Below are 22,464 nucleotides of genomic sequence, written 5' to 3' on the forward strand. Positions count from 1 at the left end.
AATTCCCCTCGCCTTTCCCGATCCGACCGCTACCATCGCCCTTGAAGAACGAGGGATGGATGCAAACACAGATCGCGATTGCCGGTGCGGGATTGGCCGCCGCCGTAACGGCGCTGCGGCTGCTGGATCGCCGCGATCCACCCCGCATCACGCTTATCGATCCGCGCCCGCTGACGGGGCGCACATGGTCGTTTCACGAACATGACGTGACGGCGGATGAACGCCGCTGGCTGCAACCGGCCATCGCGCATCAATGGCAGGGGCAGGAAGTGCATTTTCCCGCCTTCCGCCGCAGCCTGCGCGCCGGATATGCCACCATCACGCCCGAACGCATGGCGAACGCCCTCCAGCATGACCGGCTGACCATCATCGAGGCGCGAACGGAATCGCTGGCCGAGGATCACCTGCAACTGGAAGACGGAGCCCGTATCGACGCCGCCTGCGTGATCGATGCGCGCGGCATGGCCCCGCATCCCGCGCAGGATCTGGCGTTCCAGAAGTTCGTCGGCCAAGAGGTGGAGCTTGCCGCCCCCCACGGCCTGAAGCACCCGATCATCATGGATGCAAGGGTGGACCAGATCGACGGCTACCGCTTCGTTTATGTTCTGCCCTTTGGCCCCGACCGCCTGCTGATCGAGGATACGCGCTATTCCGACAGCGCCGATCTTGCACCCGAAGGATTCCGCACCGCCATCGCCGCCTATGCCGCGCAGCAGGGCTGGCAGATCAGCCGCGTTCTGGCCGAGGAAACGGGTGCCCTGCCCCTGATGCTGGAGTTCGACGCGCCCCGCTTCTGGCGTGACACGGACCTGCCGCGCATCGGGATGCGGGCGGCGCAGTTCCACCCTGTCACCGGCTATTCGCTGCCCGACGCCGTCCGCACCTCGGCCCTGGTGGAGGCGCACTGGCAGCGTGGGTCCGCCCGCCTGTCGCAGGCAATCCGCCATGACGCGCTGCTGCGCGCGCGGGGGCAACGGTTTTACCGCATGTTGAACCGGATGCTGTTCCGTGCCGCCCGCCCGGCCGAGCGTCGCAAGGTGATGGAGCGGTTCTATCGCCTGCCCGAGCCGCTGATCGAGCGTTTCTATGCCGGCCGCACCAGTTCGGCCGACATGGCACGCATCCTGATTGGCAAGCCTCCCGTGCCCATCGGACGCGCCCTGCGCGTTCTGCCCGAAAGGATCTCGAATGTCTGAAAGAACGGCCGCCGTGATCGGCGCGGGACTTGGCGGCCTTGCGCTGGCCATTCGTCTGCAATCGGCGGGCATCGCCACGACCCTGTTCGAAAAGCGCGACCTGCCGGGTGGGCGCGCCTATGTCTGGCACGATGCGGGCTTCACCTTCGATGCGGGGCCGACCGTCATCACCGATCCCGAATGCCTGAAGAAGCTGTGGCGCCTTTCGGGCCGACGGATGGAAGATTACGTCACGCTTCTGCCCGTCACGCCCTTTTACCAACTGTGCTGGGAGGACGGGTTCAAGTTCGACTATGCCGACGATCAGGACTCCATAGACCGGCAGATCGCGGCGAAATCCCCGCAGGACGTGGAAGGATATCGCCGCTTCCTGCGCTATTCACAGGACGTGTATCGCGAAGGGTATGAAAAGCTGGGGACAGTGCCCTTCCTGCATTTCAAGTCGATGATCAAGGCGGGGCCGCAGCTTGCACGGCTGCAAAGCTGGCGCTCGGTCTATTCGATGGTGGCGAAGTTCATCAAGGACGACCAGTTGCGCCAGGCCTTCAGCTTCCACACCCTGCTGGTGGGCGGCAACCCGTTCGAAACATCGTCGATCTATGCGCTGATCCATGCGCTGGAACGTCAGGGCGGCGTGTGGTTCGCCATGGGGGGCACCGGCGCCTTGGTGCAGGGCATGGTGAACCTGTTCCAGGACCTTGGCGGCATCATCCATTGCAACGCCGAGGTGGAGCGGATCGAAACCGCAGGCAGCCGCGCCACCGCCATCCACGTGAACGGGCAGCGTCATGCCTTCGACATGATCGCCAGCAATGCCGATGTGGTGCACACCTATCGCAAGCTGCTGGGCGATGCCAAAGGCGACAGGCTGGCGGCGAAGCGGCATTCGATGTCGCTCTTCGTCACCTATTTCGGGCTGCGCGGCGAAAGGCCGGACCTGCGCCACCACATGGTCCTGTTCGGCAAACGCTATCGCGAGCTGATACAAGAGATTTTCCACGGGCATGACCTGCCCGACGACTTTTCGCTTTACCTGCACGCGCCTTCGGTGACGGACGGCTCGCTGGCGCCCGAAGGGTGCAGCGCCTATTACGTGCTGTCACCCGTTCCGCATCTGGGGCAGGCCGATGTGGATTGGGATGTGATCGGGCCGCAATACCGCGACAAGATCCTCGATTACCTAGAGGAGCGGTACATCCCCAACCTGCGGCGCGACCTGATGACCGTTCGCCACTTCACGCCCTTTGATTTCCGCGACGAATTGAATGCACACCTTGGCAGCGCATTCTCTATCGAGCCGATCCTGACGCAAAGTGCGTGGTTCCGCCCCCATAACCGCGACGAGCGGCTGGAGAACCTTTACATTGTTGGCGCGGGCACCCATCCCGGCGCGGGCATTCCCGGCGTCGTGGGCAGCGCCGAGGCAACGGCAGGGCTGATGATATGACCGACACCACGATCGCCCATGCCGAGGAAAGCATCGCCAAGGGCTCCAAAAGCTTTGCCGCCGCCGCCCGCATCTTCGATCGGCGAACGCGCGATGATTGTGTCATGCTTTACGCATGGTGCCGCCATTGCGACGATGTGATCGACGGGCAGGATCACGGCATGGCGCAGTCCGAAGGGTTCCGGCAGGGCCAGATGCAGCGCCTTGCCGACCTGCGGGCGAAAACCGCCGCCGCGCTGGCGGGTGAACCACAGGCCGATCCCGTGTTCGAAAGCCTGCGCCGCGTGGCGCAGCGCAACGCTATTCCCGCCCTTTATCCGAACCAGCTTCTGGATGGCTTCGCCATGGATGTGGAAGGGCGGGAATACCGCACCACCGATGATCTTCTGGATTACTGCTATCACGTGGCGGGCGTGGTGGGGGTGATGATGGCGCAGATCATGGGCGTGCGCGATCCGGCGGTGCTGGACCGCGCTTCGGATCTTGGCATCGGCTTCCAGCTGACCAACATCGCCCGCGACGTGATGGAGGATGCCGCCGCCGGCCGCTGCTATATCCCCGCCGACCTGCTGACCACGCGCGACCGCGATGATCTTTACCGCGCCGCGCTTCAGCTTCTGGACATGGCCGAAGGGTATTACGACAGCGCCCTGACCGGCATGGGGCAACTGCCGCCCCGCTCTGCGCTGGCCATTGCGGCGGCACGGCGCGTGTATGGGGCAATCGGGCTGAAACTGCGCGGCGGCGGGCCGGCGGCATGGGACCGGCGCATCAGCACCACCAAGGCGGAAAAGGCGGCAATGTTCGCCGCCGCGCCCGCCGATGTCGCCCTTAGCAGGGTTCGCAAGCCGAAGCCGCGAGTGGGGCTTTATCAGCGGCCGTCCTGAACGTCGCGCACCACCTCGGGGTCGGTGCGCTTGTTCTGGTCAAGCTCTTTCACCAGCGCCTTGACGGGCTTGGCATAGATGAAGCCGAAGGACACGCAGCCTTCCTTGCCTTCCACCGCGTGATGCAGCCGGTGCGCCTGGTACAGCCGCTTGGCATAGCCCTTGCGGGGGATATAGTTGAACGGCCATCGCTTGTGCACCAGCCCGTCATGGGCCACGAAATACAGCACGCCGTAAAGCGTCACGCCAATGCCCAGCCACGTTGCCGGACGCCAAAGATATTCGCCCGCCAGAAACAGTCCGATGGCGAAGATGGCGAAAACAACGGCGTAAAGGTCGTTCATCTCGAACGGGCCATGCGTTTCCTCGTGGTGGGACTTGTGCCAGCCCCAGCCCCAGCCGTGCATGATGTATTTATGCGATGCCCATGCGACCCATTCCATGAAGGCCACGGTCGCGATCACGACGATGACGGGAAGAAGCCAGTCCATCAATACGCCACTCTTTCCTCTCGGGGGGCCGCGACGCGGGCGGCCAGAAGGTCACGATCAAACACCTGCCCGATCATCCACTGGTAAGGGGCGGGATCGACCTTGGCCGCATCCAGCGCATGCTGCGCCCGCAGCAGAAGATCAAGGCAGCGATGCAGCGCCCGTTCGGGCCCAAGCGCGGCAACGAAGGTTTCCTTGCCCGCATCCTTGCCGACATCCTTGCCGAATTCCTCCCTGGTCTTGATCACGTCGCCCAGATCGTCGGCAATCTGAAAGGCCTGCCCCAGATCCTCGGCGAAGCGGCGCAGATGGCGGCGGCATTCGGCGTCGCGGGAACCAAGGACCGCCCCCATCTCCATCGCGGCAACCAGAAGCACCCCCGTCTTCATGCGGTTCACACGGTCGATCCGCCGCAGGGCGCCGCCCGCCGCACCATCGCCCGCGGCAAAGCCGTTCACGTCATATTCCTGCCCCGCGACAAGGCCTGTCCAACCCACGGCCCGCGACAATGCGTTCACCAGCGCCACGCGCTGCGCGTCGTCGGCCTGCAGGGTGCCGATGATGGCATAGGCCTGGTTCAGCAGCCCGACCGCCCCGAGGATCGCCGTCGCCTCCCCCCATGCCACATGGGTGGCGGGCTTGCCGCGCCGCAGGCTGGCATCGTCCATGCAGGGCAGATCATCAAGGATCAGGGATGCGGTATGCACCATTTCAAGCGCGCAGCCGGCATCCAGCAGGGCCATGTCGCAGGCGCCCTGACCCGCCAGATGCAACAGGAACGGGCGCATCCGCTTGCCCGACGCCATGATCGCATCGCCCGACGCCGCCATCAGCCGCGCAGGCGCACCGGGAGGGGTCCCAAGGTGCAGGTGCATCCGCTGCTCCAGCGCCGTGCGAAAGGCCCGGAACCGCTCGTCATGGCTTGCAGTCGAGGACAGGTCGTGCGTCATGTTCATCGTCGGGGATCGCTTACGTTTGCCGCGGCTGTCATCTGGCACTATCTGGAGGGAACCGCCCGTATGTCAAATCATAGCTTCGGAAACCCCGCCCCAATGACCAGCCAGCGCAAATCCCAGCACCTGGATATCGTGCTGGGCGGACAGGCGGCAGGCAGCGGACGAACCGGGCTGGAGGAGGTGCGCTTTGCGCACAATGCCCTGCCCGACCTCCACATGGACGGGATCGACCTGACCACCACGTTCCTTGGCCGCCCCGTGGCCTTGCCCTTCCTTGTCAGCTCCATGACCGGGGGGCCGGCGCGGGCGGCTGCGATCAATGATAATCTTGCGCGGGCCTGCCAGGCGGCGCGGGTGCCGCTGGCCGTCGGCTCGCAGCGCGTCGCGCTGGAGGCGGGCGATACCGGCGGGCTGGACCTGTCGCTGCGCAAGGCTGCCCCCGACATCCCGATCCTTGCCAATTTCGGCGCGGCGCAACTGAACCTTGGTTACGGGGAAGATCACGCAAGGCGCGCGGTGGAGGCGATCGGCGCCGACGCGCTGATCATCCATGTGAACCCCCTGCAAGAAGCGCTGCAACCCGAGGGGGATCGTGACTGGCGCGGCCTAACAGCGAAGATCGGCCTGCTGGCCCGCACGCTGCCCGTTCCCGTGGTGGTAAAGGAAGTGGGTGCCGGTCTTTCGGCAGCGCTTGTGACACGGCTGGCGGATGAAGGCATCACGATCTTCGACACGGCCGGCAGCGGCGGCACAAGCTGGGCTGCCGTGGAAGGCGCAAGGGCGGCGCATCCGCGCGATGCAGCCATCGCCGGCGCCTTTGCCGATTGGGGCATTCCCACTGCAAGTTCGGTCCGGCAGGCGCGCGCGGCCTGCCCTTCGGCAACGATCATTGCCTCGGGCGGGCTGGCGACGGGGCTTGATGCCGCCCGCGCCATTCGCATCGGTGCGGATATGGCGGGCTTTGCCGCAATGCTGCTTCCCGCCGCGATGCAAGGCCCCGAAGCGGTTCTGGACGTTTTTGCAGTGCTTGAAGGCCAGCTTCGCGTGGCCTGCTTCTGCACCGGATCGGCCGACCTTGCCGCCCTGCGCAACGCCGCCCTGCTGTAATCCCCCTTCCGCGACGGGCCGGCCATCGCTATATGGCTGCGATGACCCAGAACCCGCCGAATCTCCGCCCCGACCTGGCCCCCAGGATCGTGATCGACGCGCCCGCCCGCGCCGGCCAGCCAACCATCGGCATGGTCAGCCTTGGCTGCCCCAAGGCGCTGGTGGACAGCGAACGGATCCTGACGCGCCTGCGTGCCGAAGGTTACGCCATCAGCCCCGATTACAAGGGTGCGGATGCCGTTATCGTGAACACCTGCGGGTTTCTGGATTCGGCCAAGGCCGAAAGCCTTGATGCCATCGGCGAGGCGCTGCGTGAAAACGGCAAGGTGCTGGTCACCGGCTGCCTTGGCGCCGACCCCGAATACATCACCGGCACCCATCCCAAGGTCATGGCCGTCACCGGCCCGCACCAATACGAAGCGGTGCTGGATGCCGTGCACAAGGCCGTGCCGCCGCAGCCCGACCCTTTCATCGACCTGCTGCCCGCGCAAAGCGTTTCGCTGACGCCGCGGCATTTCAGCTATCTGAAGATCTCGGAAGGCTGCAACCACAAGTGCAAGTTCTGCATCATCCCCGACATGCGCGGCCGCCTTGTCAGCCGTCCGGCCCACGCCGTCCTGCGCGAAGCGGAAAAGCTGGTCGAGGCGGGGGTGAAGGAACTTCTTGTCATCTCGCAGGATACCTCTGCCTATGGCGTGGACCGCAAGCATGATCTTGCCCCGTGGAAGGACGGCGATGTGCGCACGCACATCACGGACCTATCGCGCGAACTGGGCAAGCTGGGCGCGTGGGTGCGGCTGCATTACGTTTATCCCTATCCGCATGTGCGCGACCTGATCCCGCTGATGGCCGAAGGGCTGGTGCTGCCATATCTGGACATCCCGTTCCAGCACGCCCATCCCGACGTTCTGAAGCGCATGGCCCGCCCTGCTGCCGCCGCGAAAACGCTGGACGAGATCGCCGCATGGCGCGCCGCCTGCCCCGACATCACGCTGCGTTCGACCTTCATCGTGGGCTACCCCGGCGAAACGGAGGCAGAGTTCCAGACCCTGCTGGACTGGCTGGACGAGGCGCAGCTGGATCGCGTCGGCTGCTTCCAGTACGAAAACGTTGCCGGTGCACGGTCCAACGACCTGCCGGACCATGTTCCGGCCGAGGTGAAGCAGGACCGCTGGGAACGCTTCATGGAAAAGGCGCAGGCCATTTCCGAAGCCAAGCTGGCACGCAAGGTCGGCACGCTGCAGCAGGTCATCGTGGACGAGGTTGACGCCGATGGCGCCACCTGCCGCACCAAGGCCGACGCACCGGAAATCGACGGCAACCTGTTCATCGACGAAGGGTTCGAGCATCTGAAACCCGGCGACATGGTCACCGTGCGGGTGGACGAGGCCAGCGAATACGACCTCTGGGGCAGCCTCACTTGAACATCGGCGCGGGCAGCGCCTACATGGGTGTCAGCAACTGACGAAGGATATCCCATGACGCTGCCCCTGCCCCGCCCCGTTTTCGACGCCAATGCCAGCGGCGGGGGCTTCGGCAAGCTGCCCGAATGGGACCTGACGGACCTTTACCCCTCCCCCGACGCCGCCGAGGTGGAACGCGATCTGGACTGGGTGCGCGACACCTGTGCCCGCTTTGCCGCCACCTATCAGGGCAAGCTGGCCGATCTGGATGCGGCGGGCTTGCTGGAATGCGTGCAGCTTTACGAACAGATCGACATCACCGCCGGCCGCCTGATGTCCTATGCCGGCCTTCGCTATTACCAGAACACCATGGACAGCGACCGCGCCAAGTTCATGGCCGACGCGCAGGACCGCATCACCACCTTCACCACCCCGCTGGTGTTCTTCAGCCTTGAATTCAACCGGCTGGAGGATGCGCATCTGGACGGCCTTCTGGCGGAAAATGCCGATCTGGCCCGCTATCGCCCCGTGTTCGACCGGATGCGCGCCATGCGTCCCTATCAGCTTTCGGACGAGCTGGAGACGTTCCTGCACGATCAGTCCACCGTGGGCGCTGCTGCATGGAACCGCCTGTTCGACGAAACCACCGCCGGCATGACCTTCGATGTCGATGGCGAGGAGTTGAACCTTGAAGCGACCCTCAACCTGCTGACCGATGCCGATCGCGCCCGGCGCGAAACGGCGGCGCGGGCGCTTGCGGCCGTGTTCGACAAGAACGTCAAGCTGTTCGCCCGCATCCACAACACGCTGGCCAAGGAAAAAGAGATCGAGGATCGCTGGCGCAACATGCCCAGCCCGCAATCGGCCCGCCACCTGTCCAACCATGTGGAGCCGGAGGTGGTCGAGGCGCTGCGCAATGCGGTGGTTGCGGCCTATCCCAAGCTTTCGCACCGCTATTACCGCCTGAAGGCGAAGTGGATGGGGCTGGACACGCTGCAGGTCTGGGACCGCAACGCGCCCCTGCCCACCGAAACGCCCCGCACCATCGGCTGGGACGAGGCTTGCGACACGGTTCGCACTGCCTATGCCGCCTTTGATCCGCGCCTTGCCGAACTGGCCGAACCGTTCTTCACCAAGGGCTGGATCGATGCGGGCGTGAAGCCGGGCAAGGCCCCGGGCGCCTTCGCGCATCCGACGGTCACCACGGTGCATCCTTACGTGATGCTGAACTACCTTGGCAAACCGCGCGACGTGATGACGCTGGCGCATGAACTGGGCCACGGCGTCCACCAGCGCCTTGCCGCCGATCAGGGGGAGCTTTTGTCCTCCACCCCGCTGACGCTGGCCGAAACGGCAAGCGTGTTCGGCGAGATGCTGACCTTCCGCAAGCTGCTGGATGGTGCAAAAACCAGGGAAGAACGCAAAACCCTGCTGGCCGGCAAGGTGGAGGACATGATCAACACGGTCGTCCGCCAGATCGCCTTCTATGATTTCGAATGCAAGCTGCACGCCGCCCGCGCCGAGGGCGAGCTGACGCCCGACGACATCAACGCGCTGTGGATGTCGGTGCAGGCCGAAAGCCTTGGCGACGCGTTCGAATTCATGGACGGGTACGAGACGTTCTGGTCCTATGTCCCGCACTTCGTGCATTCGCCCTTCTACGTCTATGCCTATGCCTTCGGCGACGGCCTCGTGAACGCGCTTTATGCCGTTTACGCCGAGGGTGGCGCGGATTTCCAGGACAAGTATTTCGAGATGCTGAAGGCGGGCGGCTCGAAGCACCACAAGGAATTGCTGGCACCCTTCGGCCTTGACGCATCCGACCCCGCATTCTGGGACAAGGGGCTTGCAATGATCGCCGGCTTCATCGACGAGCTTGAGGCGATGGAAGACTGAAAAAACGCCCGCGAGATCATCGCGGGCGTTTTCTCATGACGGAATGGCCATTCCCTTGCCACGGGCAAGGTCGCGCATCCGGTTCTGCAACTTCTCGAAGGCGCGCACCTCGATCTGGCGGCTACGTTCGCGGCTGACGCTGTAGGTTGCCGAAAGATCTGCCAGCGTCACCGGCTCGTCCGCCAGACGGCGCTGCACGAGGATGTCCTTTTCACGATCGTTCAGCACATCCATCGCCTGCGCCAGCAACTCGCGCCGGGTTTCCAGCTCGTCCCGTTCGGCATAGTCGGCGGCCTGATCGCTGTCTTCGTCTTCCAGCCAGTCCTGCCACTGCGCGCCGCCATCTTCGGACCCCACCGTCGCGTTCAGCGACGCATCGGATCCCGACAGGCGCCGGTTCATCGAGATGACCTCGTCCTCCGACACGTTCAGATCGGTCGCGATGCGGGCCACGTTTTCGGGACGCAGATCGCCTTCTTCCAGCGCGCCCACCTTTGCCTTGGCCTTGCGCAGGTTGAAGAACAGCTTCTTCTGTGCGCTGGTGGTGCCCAGTTTCACAAGGCTCCATGACCGCAGGATGTATTCTTGGATCGAGGCGCGGATCCACCACATCGCATAGGTGGCAAGGCGGAAGCCCTTTTCGGGATCGAAGCGCTTCACGGCCTGCATCAGGCCCACATTCGCTTCCGAGATCACCTCGGCCTGCGGCAGGCCATAGCCGCGATACCCCATGGCGATCTTGGCGGCCAGCCGAAGGTGCGAGGTAACGAGCCTGTGGGCTGCGCTGGCGTCCTGATGATCCACCCAGCGCTTTGCCAGCATGTATTCCTCTTCCGGCTCCAGCAGGGGGAACTTGCGGATCTCCTGCATGTAGCGGTTCAGCCCCTGTTCCGGGCTGGGTGCGGGAAGGTTGGTATAGCTTGCCATGTGAACCTCCATTCATGCCTGCGGCGGTGCCGAAAGCATCGTCACAACCGTTTAACGCGTTTAACGCGTATCGCAGGGGAAACCGTCGCGGATGCGCATTTGTTGCGTCCGTTCACGCGAACGTGGCCGATGTGGGGGTGGATGTTTCAGATTTCAACACCGGCCCCCGCCCGCAGCAGGTTCAAAAGCGCCGCCATATCCGGCGGAAGGGGCGATTCGAAAGCCAGATCCTGCCCCGTGACAGGATGAACAAAACCCAGCGTGGCGGCGTGCAGCGCTTGCCGCGGAAAGGCCGCCGCAGCTTCGGCCGCGGCCAGGCCCAGCGCCTTGGCGGCCACCTTGCGCTTGCCGCCATAGGTCTGATCGCCCAGCAGCCCGTGGCCCACATGCGCCATGTGCACGCGGATCTGGTGCGTGCGCCCGGTTTCCAGCCAGCATTCCACCAGCGCGGCAACACCGTAATCTTCCAGCACACGGGCGCGGGTGACGGCATGGCGCCCCCCATGGAAGGTGACGGCCTGCCGCTGGCGGTCGGTGCGGTGGCGATCCAGATGCGTGGCGATCTTCAGGATGCCCCCCGCCTCGAAGCTGACGCCGGGCGTGCCGCGCAGGCGCGGATCGGCGGCATCGGGAACGCCGTGGATCAGCGCGACATAGCGGCGCGTAACGGTGTGCGCTTCGAACTGGGCGGCCAGCCCGTGATGGGCGCGGTCCGATTTCGCCGCCACCAGAAGGCCCGAAGTGTCCTTGTCGATCCGGTGCACGATCCCGGGTCGCTTCTCTCCGCCGATGCCCGAAAGCGTATCGCCGCAATGGGCCAGCAGCGCGTTCACCAGGGTGCCCGAGGGCGACCCCGGCGCGGGATGCACCACCATCCCCACGGGCTTGTCCACCACGATCAGATCGTCATCTTCATGAACCACGGTCAGCGGAATGGCCTCGGGGCGGGTTTCCACCTCCTCGGCGGGGGAAAGGCGCAGGGTCAGCACGTCGCCTTCGGCCACGCGGTCCTTGGCGGCAACCGGCTGGCCACCCCGCAGCACGTCGCCTGCCGCGATCATCTTTGCAAGGCGGGACCGGGACAGGGCCGCCTCCTCTGGCACCTCGCGCGCCAGCGCCTTATCAAGACGGTCAGGCGGGTTCGGCCCGATGATTACCTGAAGATTGGCCCCCTCGGGGCCGGAAAGGATCGCCATGGACGAGGCTCCGCAAGGCTTGCCGCCCGGATTGGGCTTTTTGAAGGCGCTGGTCACCATCCTGACGGTGGTGTTGATCGGGGGCCTGATAACCGTGATCTGGCTGCTTGTCACGCGCGTGCCGCAAATGGCCAGTCAGGAACCAATGCTGCCCCCCGCGATCAACCTGCCCGACGGGGTGGCCCCACAGGCGGTGACGCTGGGGCGCGGCTGGGTGGCCGTGGTGACCGGGGATGACCGCATCCTGATCTATGGCACGGATGGCACGCTGCGACAGGAGGTGGCGGTCGAATGATCCTGTACCGCCTCCTGATGCTGCTGGCGCTGCCGGTTCTGGCGCTGGTTGCGTGGCGGCGCGGCGGGCTGGCAGAACGGCTGGCCCTGCGCCCCCTGCCCCGTGGCGCGGTTTGGGTGCATGGCGCCAGCAACGGCGAGCTTGCCTCGGCCCGCAGCGTCATCGCGGCGCTGGCACAGGAGGGGCCGGTGCTGGTCACCTGCAATAACCCCACTGCAAAGGTTCTGGTCGGATCATGGGGGCTGGCGGGGGTGACGTCGCGGCTTGCCCCGCTGGACGCATGGCCCGTGATGCGCCGGGTGTTGCGCCACGACCCCAAGGCGCTTGTCATCGTGGAGAACGAGCTTTGGCCCGAGCGTATCCTGTCCTGCGCCACGCGGATGCCGGTGCTGATGATCGGGGCGCGCATGTCCGACCGGTCGGCCCGCCGATGGGCGCGGCTGCCGCTGATGCGCCGGATGCTGGGCGCGATGTCATGGGTCAGCGCGCAGGATGCCGCAAGCGAGGCGCGGCTGAAGGACCTTGGCCTGCCCGCACGCGCGATCGGCCCGCGCATGCTGCTGAAGGCGTCGGTTGCGGCCGATGATGCGCCCCTGCCCCCCATGCCCCATCCACGGGAAGAAACGCTTCTGGCTGCCTCCACCCATCCGGGCGAGGACGAGGTGATGCTTGATGCCTTCGGCGCCCAGTCGCGCTTCCGCTGGCTTGTCATCGCGCCCCGCCACCCGGTGCGCGGCCCCGATATCGAAGCACTGGCGCAGGCGCGCGGCCTGACGGTGGCGCGGCGGGGCGCAGGTGCGGCACCGTCAGCCCAGGTCTATGTCGCCGACACGTTGGGAGAGATGGGCCTGTGGTATCGCGCCGCTGCCGTGACGGTGATCGGTGGCAGCTTCGTTCCCAAGGGCGGGCACACCCCGTTCGAGCCTGCGGCCCATGGCTCTGCCCTTGTTCACGGGCCGGATGTGGCGAACTTCACCGAGGTGTTCGCCAGCCTGCATGCGGAAGGCGGGGCCGTGGCGGCCACGGCCCAGTCCCTTGCGCCGCTGCTGGATGGGCTTGATCCGCAGCGGCAGGCTGCCATGGTGCAGGCCGCCAGCCGCGCATTGCCGCAAGGCGATGCGGCAGCCACCGTTCTGGCTGCCCTGCGCGGCTGCGACACTCCGGCACAGGGGTGACATGGAACGGTTTGACCTTCCTGTGCATTCGGTTCCCTGAACCCGAGGGAAACCGATGCAGGAAACAATCCCATATTGCGGCCCCGCCCCCTTGCCAGCGGAGGTCTGGCAGTCTTGGAACATGGATCCGGTCGTCATCGGCGGCCTGATCCTCGCGCTGGCGCTGACGGGCAGGACCGCCGGATCGCGAACGGCCTGGCTGGCGGGGCTGGCCGTGCTGGCAATCACCTTCATCTCTCCGATCTGCGCGCTGGCCAGCTCGCTTTTTTCGGTGCGGGTGCTGCATCACGTGCTGATCGTGGCGGTGGCCGCACCGCTGCTGGTGCTGGGGCTGCGCATGCGATCCCAAGACGGAACGCTGGCTTTTCTGACGCATCTGGGCGTGATCTGGCTGTGGCACATGCCTGCCCCCTATCAGGCGGCGCTGGATTCGGTGCCGATCTACTGGGTGATGGAGCTTTCGCTGCTGCTTTCCGCCATCTGGCTTTGGTCCGCAATTCTGGCGCCGGGGAATGTGGGCCGGGCGATCACGCTGTCGCTGGGCACGCTGGTGCAGATGGGCCTGCTGGGCGCGCTGCTGACCTTTGCCAACCACCCGCTGTTTGCGGCCCATCTTGCCACAACCGCCCCCTTCGGACTTTCCCCGCTTGAGGATCAGCAGCTTGCCGGCCTTCTGATGTGGGTGCCTGCCGCGATCCCCTATGTCGGCCTCGCCCTGCACCGGCTGTGCGTGGACCTTCTGTTCCGCGAGCATCCGGCATGAGCGAGCTGCTGAAGATCGTGCACATCGCCGCCATTGCGGTGTGGTGCGCCGGACTGATCAGCCTGCCTTCGCTTTACGTTCAGCGTCGTCATGTGAAGACGAAGGACGAGCTGCACCGCCTGCAGAAGACGGTGCGGTTCGGCTATATCGTGATCGTCTCGCCCCTCGCGTTCGTCGCAGTCGGGTCAGGAACGGCACTGATCTTCACAGAGCAGGTGCATCAGGGGTGGTTCGCGGCGAAGCTGGCCTTTGTTGGGGTGCTGGCCTTTCTGCACGTTCTGACCGGCCTTGTCGTGATCCGGCTGTTCCGCGAAGGCGAACGCTATACGGCGTGGCGCTTTGTGACGACCACGGTAATGGCGGCGGGCACGGCGGCGGTGATCCTGTGGCTGGTGCTGGCCAAGCCCGAATTCCCCCCCCTTGCCGCCGGACTTTTCGCCCCCGGCGGGCTGCGCGATCTGGTTGCGCAGATCAATCCTTGGATGACACCATGAGGCCGATGCCGTGATCGAAGATCAGCTTTCCTCCATGCCAGCCGGCGATGCCGGTCATCACAGCACCCAGCAAGGAAAGTGCCAGACCCTGTGGCAGGATGCTGGACGGATCAAGGATACGAAAGCCCCAGTTCGCCCCGGCCACGGCCACCAGTGTCATGCCGGCGATGGCATGGGCCCAGCTTGCCGCGCGGGCGCGGATGCCGGGAACGGCCAAGATCTCCACCGTGCCGACAAGCGCGGCCCCGATGCCGGCAAGAAACGCCATCCCCGAGGACCAGAGGCTGACACGCACCCAGAAGGGATCGCCCGTCCACCAGTAAAGGATATCCACCCCAAGCGTGCTGATCACCAGCGCGATGGGAAAGTGCACGGCCATTGCGTGCAGGGGATGACCGGCCACCGCCACGGCGGATTCGGTCGTCTTCTCCTGCACGTTGGCGATGACGGGGTTGGTTTCGCTGTTCTTGGTTTCGCCCAGCGCCAGCTGGGTCTCGTTTTCCGAATCTTGGGTCATGGGGCCTCCATCAGCGCCACAAGGATCGCGGCAGGCATCGGGTTCCCCGCGATGTTGCTTGCCGGATGCGAGGGCGACCTTTCGACGCTGGCCCCCGCAGGGCCGGTCGCGCAAGGGATGGCGAACCTGTGGTGGGCGATGTTCTGGGGTGCGCTGGCCATCTTCCTCTTCATGATGGCGCTGTTCCTGTTGCTGATGTTCCGCCCCGACATGGGCCGCAACACACCCGCCTATCGCTGGATCATCTGGGGCGGGTTGGTGTTTCCCGTGCCCGTTCTTCTTCTGGTGACGGGCGTGGCCCTTTGGCAGGGCGAGCGTGCGCTTGGCGGCACCGCCCCCGACCGGATCGAGGCCGAGGCCCAGATGTGGTTCTGGCGCTTCAGCTATCCCGGAACGGGCATGCCCGACAGCATCGACGTGATGCACATGCCTGCAGGCCGCGACGTGGAGATCGTGGTGACCAGCCCCGATGTCATCCACAGCTTCTGGATTCCCCGCCTTGGCGGCAAGATCGACGCCATCCCCGGCCATGCCAACACCATCGTGCTGCATGCGGACGAGCCGGGGGAGTTCGGCGGCGTTTGCGCCGAATATTGCGGCATCGGCCATATCGACATGAGTTTCACAGCCGTCGCCCATGCCGACTGGCCAGCGGAGGCGCAATGACCCCGATCGAGCGTCACAAGCAACTGGATCGCATCTGGAACAGCGGAACCGGGTTCCAGCGCCTTTCGGCGGTGAACCACCCGGTTGTCGGGCGCAGGTTCATGGCACCCGCGCTGGTGTTCTTTGTCATCGGCGGGCTGCTGGCGATGCTGATCCGCACGCAGCTCGCCTCCTCCGAAAGCCCGTTCATGGAACCGGGGACCTATGCGCAGATCTTCACCATGCACGGTTCGATCATGATGTTCCTGTTCGCGATCCCCTTCTTCGAGGGGCTGGCGATGTATCTGCTGCCCAAGATGCTGGGCGCGCGCGACATGGCGTTTCCGCGCCTTTCTGCCTATGGCTACTGGTGCTATGTCATGGGTGGGTCGATCCTGATCGCGGCGCTGGTGCTGGGCGTGGCACCGGATGCGGGCTGGTTCATGTATACGCCGCTGTCCTCCAGCACCTACAGCCCGGGCATCAATGCCGATGTCTGGCTGCTGGGCGTCACGTTCGTCGAGATTTCGGCCCTTTCGGCCGCGGTAGAGATGCTGGTGTCGATCCTGCTGCTGCGGGCCGGCGGGATGTCGCTAGACCGGATGCCGATCTTCGCATGGTACATGCTGGTCGTGGCGGGGATGATGCTGGTGGGCTTTCCGCCGCTGATCCTCGGCTCAATCCTGCTGGAGGCGGAGCGGGCGTTCGACCTGCCCTTCTTCGATCCCACGCGCGGGGGCGATCCCCTGCTGTGGCAGCACCTGTTCTGGCTGTTCGGCCACCCCGAGGTTTACATCATCTTCCTGCCCGCCGCGGGGGTGCTTTCAACGCTGATCCCCGTTTTCAGCAGCACGCGGCTGGTCGGGTACCGCGCCATCGTGGCTGCAATCGTGGCGATGGGGTTTCTGTCGTTCGGGCTGTGGGTGCACCACATGTTCGCCACGGGAATTCCGCATCTGTCACTGTCGTTCTTTTCCATTGCCAGCGCGCTGGTGGCGCTGCCTACCGCCATCCAGATCTTTTCCTGGCTGGCCACGATGGCGACGGGCCGGCCACGATTTTCCGTTCCGATGCTGCATGTGGGCGGGTTCTTCTTCATCTTTGTCTGCGGCGGCCTGACCGGTGTGATGCTGGCGATGGTTCCGTTCGACCTTCAGGCCCATGATACGCATTTCGTGGTGGCCCACCTGCATTACGTGCTGGTCGGCGGCTTCGTCTTTCCCATGACGGCGGCAGCTTATTACTGGCTGCCCCACATCACGGGGCGCCAGCCGGTGCAGCACCTGTCACATGCCGCATTCTGGACAATCTTTGTCGGCTTCAACCTGACCTTCCTTGGAATGCACCTGACCGGCCTTCTGGGCATGCCCCGCCGTTCATGGGCCTATCAGGATCCGATGTGGGAGGTGCTGAACTTCGTCTCCTCCATGGGCGGGTTCGTCACCACCATCGGCTATGCGCTGCTGGCGATGGATTTGCTGATGCTGGTGAAGTTCGGACGCCCCTTCCGGCGCGATCCCTGGAAATCGGGCGGGCTGGAATGGGCCATGCCGACCCCGCCCGCCACCTATGCCTTCGGGGCGATCCCGCATCTGGACGCCCGCGGCGACAGCCTGAGCCCTGCTGAACTGGGGCCGAAGCTTGCGGCGGGCGAAGGCTATCTTGCCACCCCGCGCGGAGAGCTGGAAACGCTGGGCGTCGATCCGCTTTCCGGCAAGCCGAGCCAAGTCGTCATCCTGCCCCATCCCAGTTATCTGCCGCTGATGACCGCGCTGGCCACGGGGGGGGTTTTCCTGTCGCTTCTGTTCAAGGTCTATCCCATGGCGATCGTTTCGACGGTGGCAGTGGTGACGCTGTTCCTGTTCTGGACGCGCGGGCGGCAAAAGCCGCAGATGCTGGATGCCGGCATGGGGCTGACATTGCCGAACCACCGCGCCCACCCCGCGCCGCCCTCGCTTTGGGCGATGCGCTTCGTGGTGGCGGCCGATGCCACGGCCTTCGCCTCGTTGCTGTTCGGCGCGGGGTTCCTTTGCATCTCTGCCCCCGACTGGCCGCCCGCCATCTGGCCGGGCCCGGGATGGCTGACGCTGCTGCCCGCCATCCCCGCGCTGGTGGTGCTTCTGGCGCCCAAGGGGATCGTGCCGGTCATCATGCAAACCGCCGCCCTTGCCGGCTTTGCGCTGGTTCTGGCCCGGACCCAGGGGATGACCGAACATGCCGCCGCAGCCTCGCTTTCCGCCGTTGCCATCTATGGCGGGCTGCATGCGGCGCTGGGCATCCTGTTCGCGGGCTATTCCCACTGGCGGCGCGGGCCGGACGATGTGTCCATCTCGGCGCTGTGGCAACGCTATGCGGGGATTGTCGCCGTGACCGCCAGCGGCTTTCCGTTCATCCTCCGCCTTCTTGCCACGGGTGTCTCATGAAAGATGTTACCCTTCTGGTGTCCGGCTTCGTCATCTGGTCCGGCGCGTTCCTGCTGATCTATGCCCTGCACGCAACGGGCTGTGCGCTGGGCGTGCGGGCCGAGGTGCTGCGCGCCCTGCTGATCCTGGCCTTCGCGGTTTTCGTGTCGGCGGGGTTCGTGCCGCTGTGGCTGGCGATCCGCAGGCGCCGCGGCCTTCTGGGGCAAAGCGCGGTCATCGCGACCGTCGCGGCCCTTGTCGCAACGGTTCTGACCTTCTCCACCGTGCTGTGGCTGGGCCTGTGCTGATCCGGCCATTCGCGGAAAAACGCTGATCCGGGCAGCCGCGAGAACCATCTTGGAACGTTGGCCTGTCGGAGGTGTTCCCCTTCCACTCACTGCGGAAGGATATGATGGACAAGAACGAACATACCGGGTTTCTTCCGATCACCGAAGAACGGGCAAGCGTTTCCAAGGAAAGGCATGTCAGCGGTCGGGTGCGTGTCAGCACGCGGACGGAAACGGTGGAAAGCCGCCTGCCCGTCGATCTTACGGAAACCGAGGTGGACGTGGTCCGTGTGCCGGTCGATCGCAGGATCGACGCTGCGCCCGAGGTCGTCACCCAGGGCGATCTGACAATCATCCCCGTGGTGGAAGAGCGGCTTGTCGTGACGCGCGAACTTTACCTGCGCGAAGAGATCCACGTTCGCCGCGTCGAGCGTCGGGAAACGGCCGAGGTGCCGGTCACGACGCGCAGGCAAACCGCCATTGTCGAGCGCCTTCCCCCTGAAGGGGATGCGCCGTCCACACCTCGACACTCACAAAAGGATTCAACCGATGACCTATAACAGCGATATCGGCACTTCGGCTTCGGGTACCACCTCCGTTTCCGCCCTGTTCGACAGCCGCGCGGATGCCGAATCCGCAGCGCGCCGCCTGCGCGAGATCGGCATCTCGGATGCGCAGATCCGCATGGTGGAGGGGTCGACCGGAACCACCGGCACCACCACGACCGGCACCGCCGATGCCGATCGCAACAAGGGCTTCTGGGATACGCTGAGCGATTATCTTCTCCCCGACGAGGACCGCTATTCCTATGCCGAAGGGCTGTCGCGCGGCAGCCACCTGATCACCGTCACCGGGGTCGATGCAGCCAACTATGACCGTGTGCTGGATGTGTTGGATGATGAAGGCACCGTCAACCTGGATGAACGGGAGGCAAGCTGGCGCGCCGAAGGCTGGGGCGGTTACGATGCCGGCACCCGTGGCCGCGCAGCAGCCGACACGAGCGAAGATGCCAGCATTCCCGTCGTGGAAGAACGGCTGCACGTCGGCAAGCGCGACACCAGCCATGGCCGCGTCCGCGTCCGCGCCTATACCGTGTCCGAGCCGGTCAGCGAAAGTGTCGAGCTGCGCGACGAACGCGTGGAACTGGAACGTCGTCCGGTGGACCGCGAGGTGACCAGTGCCGACGGTGCCTTCCGCGACCGCACGCTGGAGGCCGAAGAGCATCGCGAGGAAGCTGTCGTGGTCAAGGATGCACGGGTGGTCGAGGAAGTCGGCCTGCGCAAGACCACCGACACGCATCGTGAAACGGTTTCCGACACCGTCCGCCATACCGAGGTGGAGGTCGAGGATGATCGCGATACGCGGGACGGCACGGCCCGCCCGATTCGCTGATCCGATTGCAGGGCCATGCGGCCCTGCCGCCGGTTCCGGCCCGTCATGGGCCGGATCTTTCGCAGGATCCGAAACTCCGGTTGCGTCAGAAGGCAATCCGAGCCATGATAGACAAGCAACCTGATTTTCGTGATTCTGTTCCTCTGCGGCCAGCACTCGATGTTGAGCTGCCAAGTCGTTGCATGTTGCGGACGACATTTACTAAAGGGAACATCACCATGGCTACGGGCACCGTAAAGTGGTTCAACGACACCAAAGGTTTCGGCTTCATCGAAGTTGAAGGCCAGAAGAACGACGTGTTCGTTCACATCTCGGCCGTCGAGCGTTCGGGCCTGAACGGTCTGAAAGAAGGTCAAAAGATCTCGTTCGAGACCGAGCAGGACCGTAACGGCCGCATGTCGGCAACGAACCTCAAAGCTCTCTGAGCTTTCGCCTGAAAGAATTTGAAAAGCCCGCCATCCGGCGGGCTTTTTTCATTGGTTCTCCTGAACGTCGCTGTTCGGCTTGCCCTTGGTGCGCTGCGGGTTCATGGGCGCGAATTCTTCGGGGCTGTGGGCCGAACCTTCGTGTGCCGCCTGATCGTTCTGCTTGCGCGGGGGATCGCTGCGGCTTTCGTCGGCCTTGCGCGGTTCATTCGCCATTCGTGCGTTCCTTTTGCGGTTCGGTGGTGGCCTTGGCCGCCAGCTTGGCAATATCGGGCAGATCGCGGGACATCGCTCCGAAGTGTACCGTCTTTTGATGGTTCAGATAGTCGGAGCGCAGGGCGGCATAGAGAGTTTGTGACAGGTTGATGCTGGAATGCATGGTCGTCCTCTTTCGTCCGGCCGGTGGGGCCGCTGAAACACAGACGCACGAGGGAAGATAATGTTCCCGCCTATGATACCTGCGCCCAGAACAGCGCCACGATCCCGCCGAGGCCAAGGAAGGCCCAGCAGATCTTGAACAGCAGCCAAAGATCCCCCGCCCCGGTGACGCCCGTAAGGATCGCCGCGACCAGAAACGAAACCGCCCCGCTGAGCGCTACGATCATCACAAGCGACATTGCGGTCAGAAGATACATGCGGCCTCCGTCGTTGTTACTGGCAAGACGTTCGAAAGGCGGTGATGTTCCGTGGGGGGGTGGTTTGCAGTGCCGTTGCCTGCATCTTCCAGAGAGTTGCGCCGCCGATCGAAGCGAAAGGCCGTCCGGCGGCGTGCCAGCAAAGATAACCGGCCGATCTTCCAGCTGCCCGGTTTTCCCGCGCAGCCGAGGGATGTGCTGGCGGGGCGAAATGCCCCGCCAGCAGCGTGTCAAAGTGCGATATCCGGAACCTTGCGGACCTCGCCGGCCGGCGTTGCCGGCGTGGAGAGCACGGACCGGTCAACCACCGGCACGGCCATCTCCAGCTCCAGCGCGTCCGCCGTTTCAGCCCAGACGCGTTGCAGCGCGGCCGGATCGTCGTTCAGCTTGGTGCCATAGCTGGGGATGATCTGGCGCAGGCGGCCTGCCCATTCACCTTCGACCTTCTCGGGGAAGATCCGCTCCAGCAGGGTCAGCATGATGGGTGCTGCAGTCGATGCGCCCGGCGATGCGCCCAGAAGCGCCGCAAGCGAACGATCCTCGGCGGCAACGATTTCGGTACCCAGCTTCAGCTGGCCGCCATCTTCGGTCCGCTTGATGATCTGGACGCGCTGACCGGCCTGCCACAGGCGCCAATCCTCGTCCCGCGCTTCGGGGTAATAGGCGCGAAGCTGCTCCATCTGGTCTTCAAAGGACAGCATCAGCTGACCGACGAGGTATTTCACCAGCGCCATCTCGTTCACGCCGACCTGCATCATGGGCACGATGTTGTCCAGCGACACCGAGGACGGCAGATCCCAAAGCGAGCCATGCTTCAGGAACTTGGTGGAGAAGGTCGCGAACGGACCGAACAGCAGGTTCTCCTTGCCGTCCAGCACGCGCGCATCCAGGTGCGGCACTGACATGGGCGGGTTGCCAACGGCGGCCTTGCCATAGGCCTTCACGCGGTGCTGCGCCACAACCTCGGGATTTTCACAGATCAGGAACGAACCGCCCACGGGGAAGCCGGCATAAGCTTCGCCCTCGGGGATGCCCGATTGCTGAAGCAGCGGCAACGCGCCGCCGCCCGCGCCGATGAACACGAAGCGCGCATCGACGGCAATCTCGCGGCCGCCGTCCACGGGCTGGTGCACGACGCGCCAGCTGCCATCTTCAAGGCGCTGGATGTCGGTCACGTCATGGCCGGTGGTCAGCGTGAACCCGTCATGTTCCGACAGGTGCTGGCCGAACTGGCGCGTGATCTCGCCGAAGTTGACATCGGTGCCCAGCGGGGACCACGTGGCGGCCACCTTCTCGGTCAGGTTCGGGCCCGTCATCATCAACGGCACCCATTCAGCGATCTTTTCAGGATCGGTGCTGAATTCCATGCCGGCGAAAAGCGGGCTTTGCAGCAGGGCCGCGTGGCGCTTTTCAAGATAGGCGATGTTCTTGTCGCCCCACACGAAGCTCATATGCGGGGTGGAGTTGATGAAGCTGCGCGGGTTTTCCAGCACGCCGCGGCGGATCTGGTGGGCCCAGAACTGGCGCGTGACCTGGAACTGTTCGTTGATCGACAGCGCCTTGGTGATATCGATATCGCCGGCATCAGTTTCGGGGGTATAGTTCAGCTCGCACAGGGCCGAATGGCCTGTCCCCGCATTGTTCCACCCGTTGGAGCTTTCCTCGGCAACCGAATCCATCCGTTCGATCATGTGGATCGTCCAGTTCGGCTCCAGCTCTTGCAGGAAGACGCCCAGCGTCGTGCTCATGATCCCGCCGCCGATCAGGACAACATCGACTTTTTCGGCTGTTGTCTGCGCAATGCCGCGTGCCGGAGCGATCGCGCTTGCCGCGACTGCCGCCGCTGCGGTTCCAAGCAGACGCCGGCGGGTGATCCCTGCGGGGCTGCGGGTGTTGGCGCCTTTTTTATTCATCGGAGGTCTTCTTTC

The 22,464-nt window shown here is 64.7% G+C and carries 25 protein-coding genes; 16 read left to right on the forward strand and 9 right to left on the reverse strand.

Going from position 1 to position 22,464, the window contains the following annotated elements:
* The first annotated feature begins 59 nt into the window (after positions 1-59).
* Genes crtY through JX25_RS07955 form a run of 3 tightly spaced genes read left to right on the forward strand, consistent with a single transcriptional unit; the run spans position 60 to position 3,530 of the window.
* Positions 60-1,196 (forward strand): lycopene beta-cyclase CrtY, encoded by a 1,137-nt coding sequence (gene crtY / locus JX25_RS07945; protein WP_128254490.1) that lies wholly within the window; start codon positions 60-62, stop codon positions 1,194-1,196.
* Entirely contained in the window at positions 1,189-2,643 is a 1,455-nt protein-coding gene (locus tag JX25_RS07950; protein ID WP_128254491.1) for a phytoene desaturase, read from the forward strand. The genes crtY and JX25_RS07950 overlap by 8 nt, the downstream gene beginning before the upstream one ends.
* A complete protein-coding gene (locus JX25_RS07955; RefSeq protein WP_128254492.1) occupies positions 2,640-3,530 on the forward strand; it encodes a phytoene/squalene synthase family protein in 891 nt (296 codons plus the stop codon). The genes JX25_RS07950 and JX25_RS07955 overlap by 4 nt, the downstream gene beginning before the upstream one ends.
* Here the strand turns inward: JX25_RS07955 and JX25_RS07960 are convergent.
* Positions 3,515-4,021, reverse strand: coding sequence for a sterol desaturase family protein (locus tag JX25_RS07960; protein ID WP_128254493.1), 507 nt, complete (start codon positions 4,019-4,021; stop codon positions 3,515-3,517). The genes JX25_RS07955 and JX25_RS07960 overlap by 16 nt on opposite strands.
* Positions 4,021-4,977, reverse strand: coding sequence for a polyprenyl synthetase family protein (locus JX25_RS07965; RefSeq protein ID WP_128254494.1), 957 nt, complete (start codon positions 4,975-4,977; stop codon positions 4,021-4,023). The genes JX25_RS07960 and JX25_RS07965 overlap by 1 nt, the downstream gene beginning before the upstream one ends.
* 96 nt (positions 4,978-5,073) lie before the next feature.
* Between JX25_RS07965 and fni the strand changes: the two genes are divergently transcribed.
* From fni to JX25_RS07980, 3 genes are read left to right on the forward strand one after another with little or no spacing between them, the layout of a single operon-like run.
* Positions 5,074-6,084, forward strand: coding sequence for a type 2 isopentenyl-diphosphate Delta-isomerase (fni, locus tag JX25_RS07970; protein WP_128254495.1), 1,011 nt, complete (start codon positions 5,074-5,076; stop codon positions 6,082-6,084).
* Positions 6,085-6,116: 32 nt separating this feature from the next.
* Positions 6,117-7,508, forward strand: coding sequence for a 30S ribosomal protein S12 methylthiotransferase RimO (gene rimO, locus JX25_RS07975; protein WP_206611535.1), 1,392 nt, complete (start codon positions 6,117-6,119; stop codon positions 7,506-7,508).
* A 54-nt stretch (positions 7,509-7,562) separates the two neighbouring features.
* Positions 7,563-9,383, forward strand: a complete 1,821-nt coding sequence (locus JX25_RS07980; RefSeq protein ID WP_128254497.1) for a M3 family oligoendopeptidase — start codon at positions 7,563-7,565, stop codon at positions 9,381-9,383.
* Between the two features lie 33 nt (positions 9,384-9,416).
* Here the strand turns inward: JX25_RS07980 and rpoH are convergent, their stop codons facing one another.
* Together rpoH and JX25_RS07990 are read right to left on the reverse strand one after the other, a co-directional pair.
* The gene (gene rpoH / locus JX25_RS07985) at positions 9,417-10,310 is read right to left on the reverse strand and encodes an RNA polymerase sigma factor RpoH (protein ID WP_128254498.1); all 894 of its coding nucleotides are present in this window, start codon (positions 10,308-10,310) and stop codon (positions 9,417-9,419) included.
* A 146-nt stretch (positions 10,311-10,456) separates the two neighbouring features.
* Positions 10,457-11,506, reverse strand: coding sequence for an RluA family pseudouridine synthase (locus JX25_RS07990; RefSeq protein WP_128254499.1), 1,050 nt, complete (start codon positions 11,504-11,506; stop codon positions 10,457-10,459).
* On the opposite strand from JX25_RS07990, the gene JX25_RS07995 reads away from it, so the two are divergent.
* From JX25_RS07995 to JX25_RS08010, 4 genes are all read left to right on the forward strand, one after another.
* Positions 11,505-11,801, forward strand: a complete 297-nt coding sequence (locus tag JX25_RS07995) for a DUF6476 family protein (protein WP_128254500.1) — start codon at positions 11,505-11,507, stop codon at positions 11,799-11,801. The genes JX25_RS07990 and JX25_RS07995 overlap by 2 nt on opposite strands.
* Positions 11,798-12,976, forward strand: coding sequence for a 3-deoxy-D-manno-octulosonic acid transferase (locus JX25_RS08000; RefSeq protein ID WP_128254501.1), 1,179 nt, complete (start codon positions 11,798-11,800; stop codon positions 12,974-12,976). The genes JX25_RS07995 and JX25_RS08000 overlap by 4 nt, the downstream gene beginning before the upstream one ends.
* A gap of 121 nt (positions 12,977-13,097) precedes the next feature.
* The gene (locus JX25_RS08005; protein WP_241557883.1) at positions 13,098-13,739 is read left to right on the forward strand and encodes a cytochrome c oxidase assembly protein; all 642 of its coding nucleotides are present in this window, start codon (positions 13,098-13,100) and stop codon (positions 13,737-13,739) included.
* A complete protein-coding gene (locus JX25_RS08010) occupies positions 13,736-14,233 on the forward strand; it encodes a CopD family protein (RefSeq protein ID WP_128254503.1) in 498 nt (165 codons plus the stop codon). The genes JX25_RS08005 and JX25_RS08010 overlap by 4 nt, the downstream gene beginning before the upstream one ends.
* Here JX25_RS08010 and JX25_RS08015 read toward each other — a convergent pair.
* Positions 14,211-14,750: a DUF2231 domain-containing protein gene (locus JX25_RS08015; protein WP_128254504.1), complete on the reverse strand. Its 540-nt coding sequence runs from the start codon at positions 14,748-14,750 to the stop codon at positions 14,211-14,213. The genes JX25_RS08010 and JX25_RS08015 overlap by 23 nt on opposite strands.
* Positions 14,751-14,801: 51 nt before the next feature.
* Here JX25_RS08015 and JX25_RS08020 point away from each other — a divergent pair, with 51 nt between their 5' ends.
* From JX25_RS08020 to JX25_RS08045, 6 genes are all read left to right on the forward strand, one after another.
* Entirely contained in the window at positions 14,802-15,416 is a 615-nt protein-coding gene (locus tag JX25_RS08020; RefSeq protein WP_128254505.1) for a cytochrome c oxidase subunit II, read from the forward strand.
* Positions 15,413-17,818, forward strand: coding sequence for a cbb3-type cytochrome c oxidase subunit I (locus tag JX25_RS08025; RefSeq protein ID WP_128254506.1), 2,406 nt, complete (start codon positions 15,413-15,415; stop codon positions 17,816-17,818). The genes JX25_RS08020 and JX25_RS08025 overlap by 4 nt, the downstream gene beginning before the upstream one ends.
* The gene (locus JX25_RS08030; RefSeq protein WP_128254507.1) at positions 17,815-18,105 is read left to right on the forward strand and encodes a hypothetical protein; all 291 of its coding nucleotides are present in this window, start codon (positions 17,815-17,817) and stop codon (positions 18,103-18,105) included. The genes JX25_RS08025 and JX25_RS08030 overlap by 4 nt, the downstream gene beginning before the upstream one ends.
* Before the next feature lie 104 nt (positions 18,106-18,209).
* Positions 18,210-18,644 (forward strand): YsnF/AvaK domain-containing protein, encoded by a 435-nt coding sequence (locus JX25_RS08035; RefSeq protein WP_128254508.1) that lies wholly within the window; start codon positions 18,210-18,212, stop codon positions 18,642-18,644.
* Positions 18,634-19,476: a YsnF/AvaK domain-containing protein gene (locus tag JX25_RS08040; protein WP_128254509.1), complete on the forward strand. Its 843-nt coding sequence runs from the start codon at positions 18,634-18,636 to the stop codon at positions 19,474-19,476. Before JX25_RS08035 ends, JX25_RS08040 begins: the two co-directional genes overlap by 11 nt.
* A gap of 218 nt (positions 19,477-19,694) precedes the next feature.
* Positions 19,695-19,901 carry a cold-shock protein gene (locus JX25_RS08045; RefSeq protein WP_128255217.1) on the forward strand — a complete coding sequence of 69 codons (207 nt, stop codon included), beginning with the start codon at positions 19,695-19,697 and terminating at the stop codon, positions 19,899-19,901.
* Positions 19,902-19,949: 48 nt separating this feature from the next.
* On the opposite strand, the gene JX25_RS14820 is transcribed toward JX25_RS08045, so the two are convergent.
* The 4 genes from JX25_RS14820 to mqo form a co-directional block, all read right to left on the reverse strand.
* Positions 19,950-20,117: a hypothetical protein gene (locus tag JX25_RS14820; protein WP_164876085.1), complete on the reverse strand. Its 168-nt coding sequence runs from the start codon at positions 20,115-20,117 to the stop codon at positions 19,950-19,952.
* Positions 20,107-20,280 (reverse strand): hypothetical protein, encoded by a 174-nt coding sequence (locus tag JX25_RS14825; RefSeq protein ID WP_164876086.1) that lies wholly within the window; start codon positions 20,278-20,280, stop codon positions 20,107-20,109. The genes JX25_RS14820 and JX25_RS14825 overlap by 11 nt, the downstream gene beginning before the upstream one ends.
* 70 nt (positions 20,281-20,350) lie before the next feature.
* Positions 20,351-20,536: a hypothetical protein gene (locus JX25_RS08050; RefSeq protein WP_128254510.1), complete on the reverse strand. Its 186-nt coding sequence runs from the start codon at positions 20,534-20,536 to the stop codon at positions 20,351-20,353.
* A gap of 230 nt (positions 20,537-20,766) precedes the next feature.
* Positions 20,767-22,449, reverse strand: a complete 1,683-nt coding sequence (mqo, locus tag JX25_RS08055; RefSeq protein WP_128254511.1) for a malate dehydrogenase (quinone) — start codon at positions 22,447-22,449, stop codon at positions 20,767-20,769.
* Between the last annotated feature and the right edge of the window lie 15 nt (positions 22,450-22,464).

The organism is Falsirhodobacter deserti (assembly GCF_004015795.1).
Classification (GTDB): Bacteria; Pseudomonadota; Alphaproteobacteria; order Rhodobacterales; family Rhodobacteraceae; genus Falsirhodobacter; species Falsirhodobacter deserti.

Excerpts from the sequence above, each read along its gene's own strand:
- crtY (WP_128254490.1), top strand. The coding sequence starts at position 60 with ATGCAAACACAGATCGCGATTGCCGGTGCGGGATTGGCCGCCGCCGTA.
- JX25_RS07950 (WP_128254491.1), top strand. The coding sequence starts at position 1,189 with ATGTCTGAAAGAACGGCCGCCGTGATCGGCGCGGGACTTGGCGGCCTT.
- JX25_RS07955 (WP_128254492.1), top strand. The coding sequence starts at position 2,640 with ATGACCGACACCACGATCGCCCATGCCGAGGAAAGCATCGCCAAGGGC.
- JX25_RS07960 (WP_128254493.1), bottom strand. The coding sequence starts at position 4,021 with ATGGACTGGCTTCTTCCCGTCATCGTCGTGATCGCGACCGTGGCCTTC.
- JX25_RS07965 (WP_128254494.1), bottom strand. The coding sequence starts at position 4,977 with ATGAACATGACGCACGACCTGTCCTCGACTGCAAGCCATGACGAGCGG.
- fni (WP_128254495.1), top strand. The coding sequence starts at position 5,074 with ATGACCAGCCAGCGCAAATCCCAGCACCTGGATATCGTGCTGGGCGGA.
- rimO (WP_206611535.1), top strand. The coding sequence starts at position 6,117 with ATGGCTGCGATGACCCAGAACCCGCCGAATCTCCGCCCCGACCTGGCC.
- JX25_RS07980 (WP_128254497.1), top strand. The coding sequence starts at position 7,563 with ATGACGCTGCCCCTGCCCCGCCCCGTTTTCGACGCCAATGCCAGCGGC.
- rpoH (WP_128254498.1), bottom strand. The coding sequence starts at position 10,310 with ATGGCAAGCTATACCAACCTTCCCGCACCCAGCCCGGAACAGGGGCTG.
- JX25_RS07995 (WP_128254500.1), top strand. The coding sequence starts at position 11,505 with ATGGACGAGGCTCCGCAAGGCTTGCCGCCCGGATTGGGCTTTTTGAAG.
- JX25_RS07990 (WP_128254499.1), bottom strand. The coding sequence starts at position 11,506 with ATGGCGATCCTTTCCGGCCCCGAGGGGGCCAATCTTCAGGTAATCATC.
- JX25_RS08000 (WP_128254501.1), top strand. The coding sequence starts at position 11,798 with ATGATCCTGTACCGCCTCCTGATGCTGCTGGCGCTGCCGGTTCTGGCG.
- JX25_RS08005 (WP_241557883.1), top strand. The coding sequence starts at position 13,098 with ATGGATCCGGTCGTCATCGGCGGCCTGATCCTCGCGCTGGCGCTGACG.
- JX25_RS08010 (WP_128254503.1), top strand. The coding sequence starts at position 13,736 with ATGAGCGAGCTGCTGAAGATCGTGCACATCGCCGCCATTGCGGTGTGG.
- JX25_RS08015 (WP_128254504.1), bottom strand. The coding sequence starts at position 14,750 with ATGACCCAAGATTCGGAAAACGAGACCCAGCTGGCGCTGGGCGAAACC.
- JX25_RS08020 (WP_128254505.1), top strand. The coding sequence starts at position 14,802 with ATGTTGCTTGCCGGATGCGAGGGCGACCTTTCGACGCTGGCCCCCGCA.
- JX25_RS08025 (WP_128254506.1), top strand. The coding sequence starts at position 15,413 with ATGACCCCGATCGAGCGTCACAAGCAACTGGATCGCATCTGGAACAGC.
- JX25_RS08030 (WP_128254507.1), top strand. The coding sequence starts at position 17,815 with ATGAAAGATGTTACCCTTCTGGTGTCCGGCTTCGTCATCTGGTCCGGC.
- JX25_RS08035 (WP_128254508.1), top strand. The coding sequence starts at position 18,210 with ATGGACAAGAACGAACATACCGGGTTTCTTCCGATCACCGAAGAACGG.
- JX25_RS08040 (WP_128254509.1), top strand. The coding sequence starts at position 18,634 with ATGACCTATAACAGCGATATCGGCACTTCGGCTTCGGGTACCACCTCC.
- JX25_RS08045 (WP_128255217.1), top strand. The coding sequence starts at position 19,695 with ATGGCTACGGGCACCGTAAAGTGGTTCAACGACACCAAAGGTTTCGGC.
- JX25_RS14820 (WP_164876085.1), bottom strand. The coding sequence starts at position 20,117 with ATGGCGAATGAACCGCGCAAGGCCGACGAAAGCCGCAGCGATCCCCCG.
- JX25_RS14825 (WP_164876086.1), bottom strand. The coding sequence starts at position 20,280 with ATGCATTCCAGCATCAACCTGTCACAAACTCTCTATGCCGCCCTGCGC.
- JX25_RS08050 (WP_128254510.1), bottom strand. The coding sequence starts at position 20,536 with ATGTATCTTCTGACCGCAATGTCGCTTGTGATGATCGTAGCGCTCAGC.
- mqo (WP_128254511.1), bottom strand. The coding sequence starts at position 22,449 with ATGAATAAAAAAGGCGCCAACACCCGCAGCCCCGCAGGGATCACCCGC.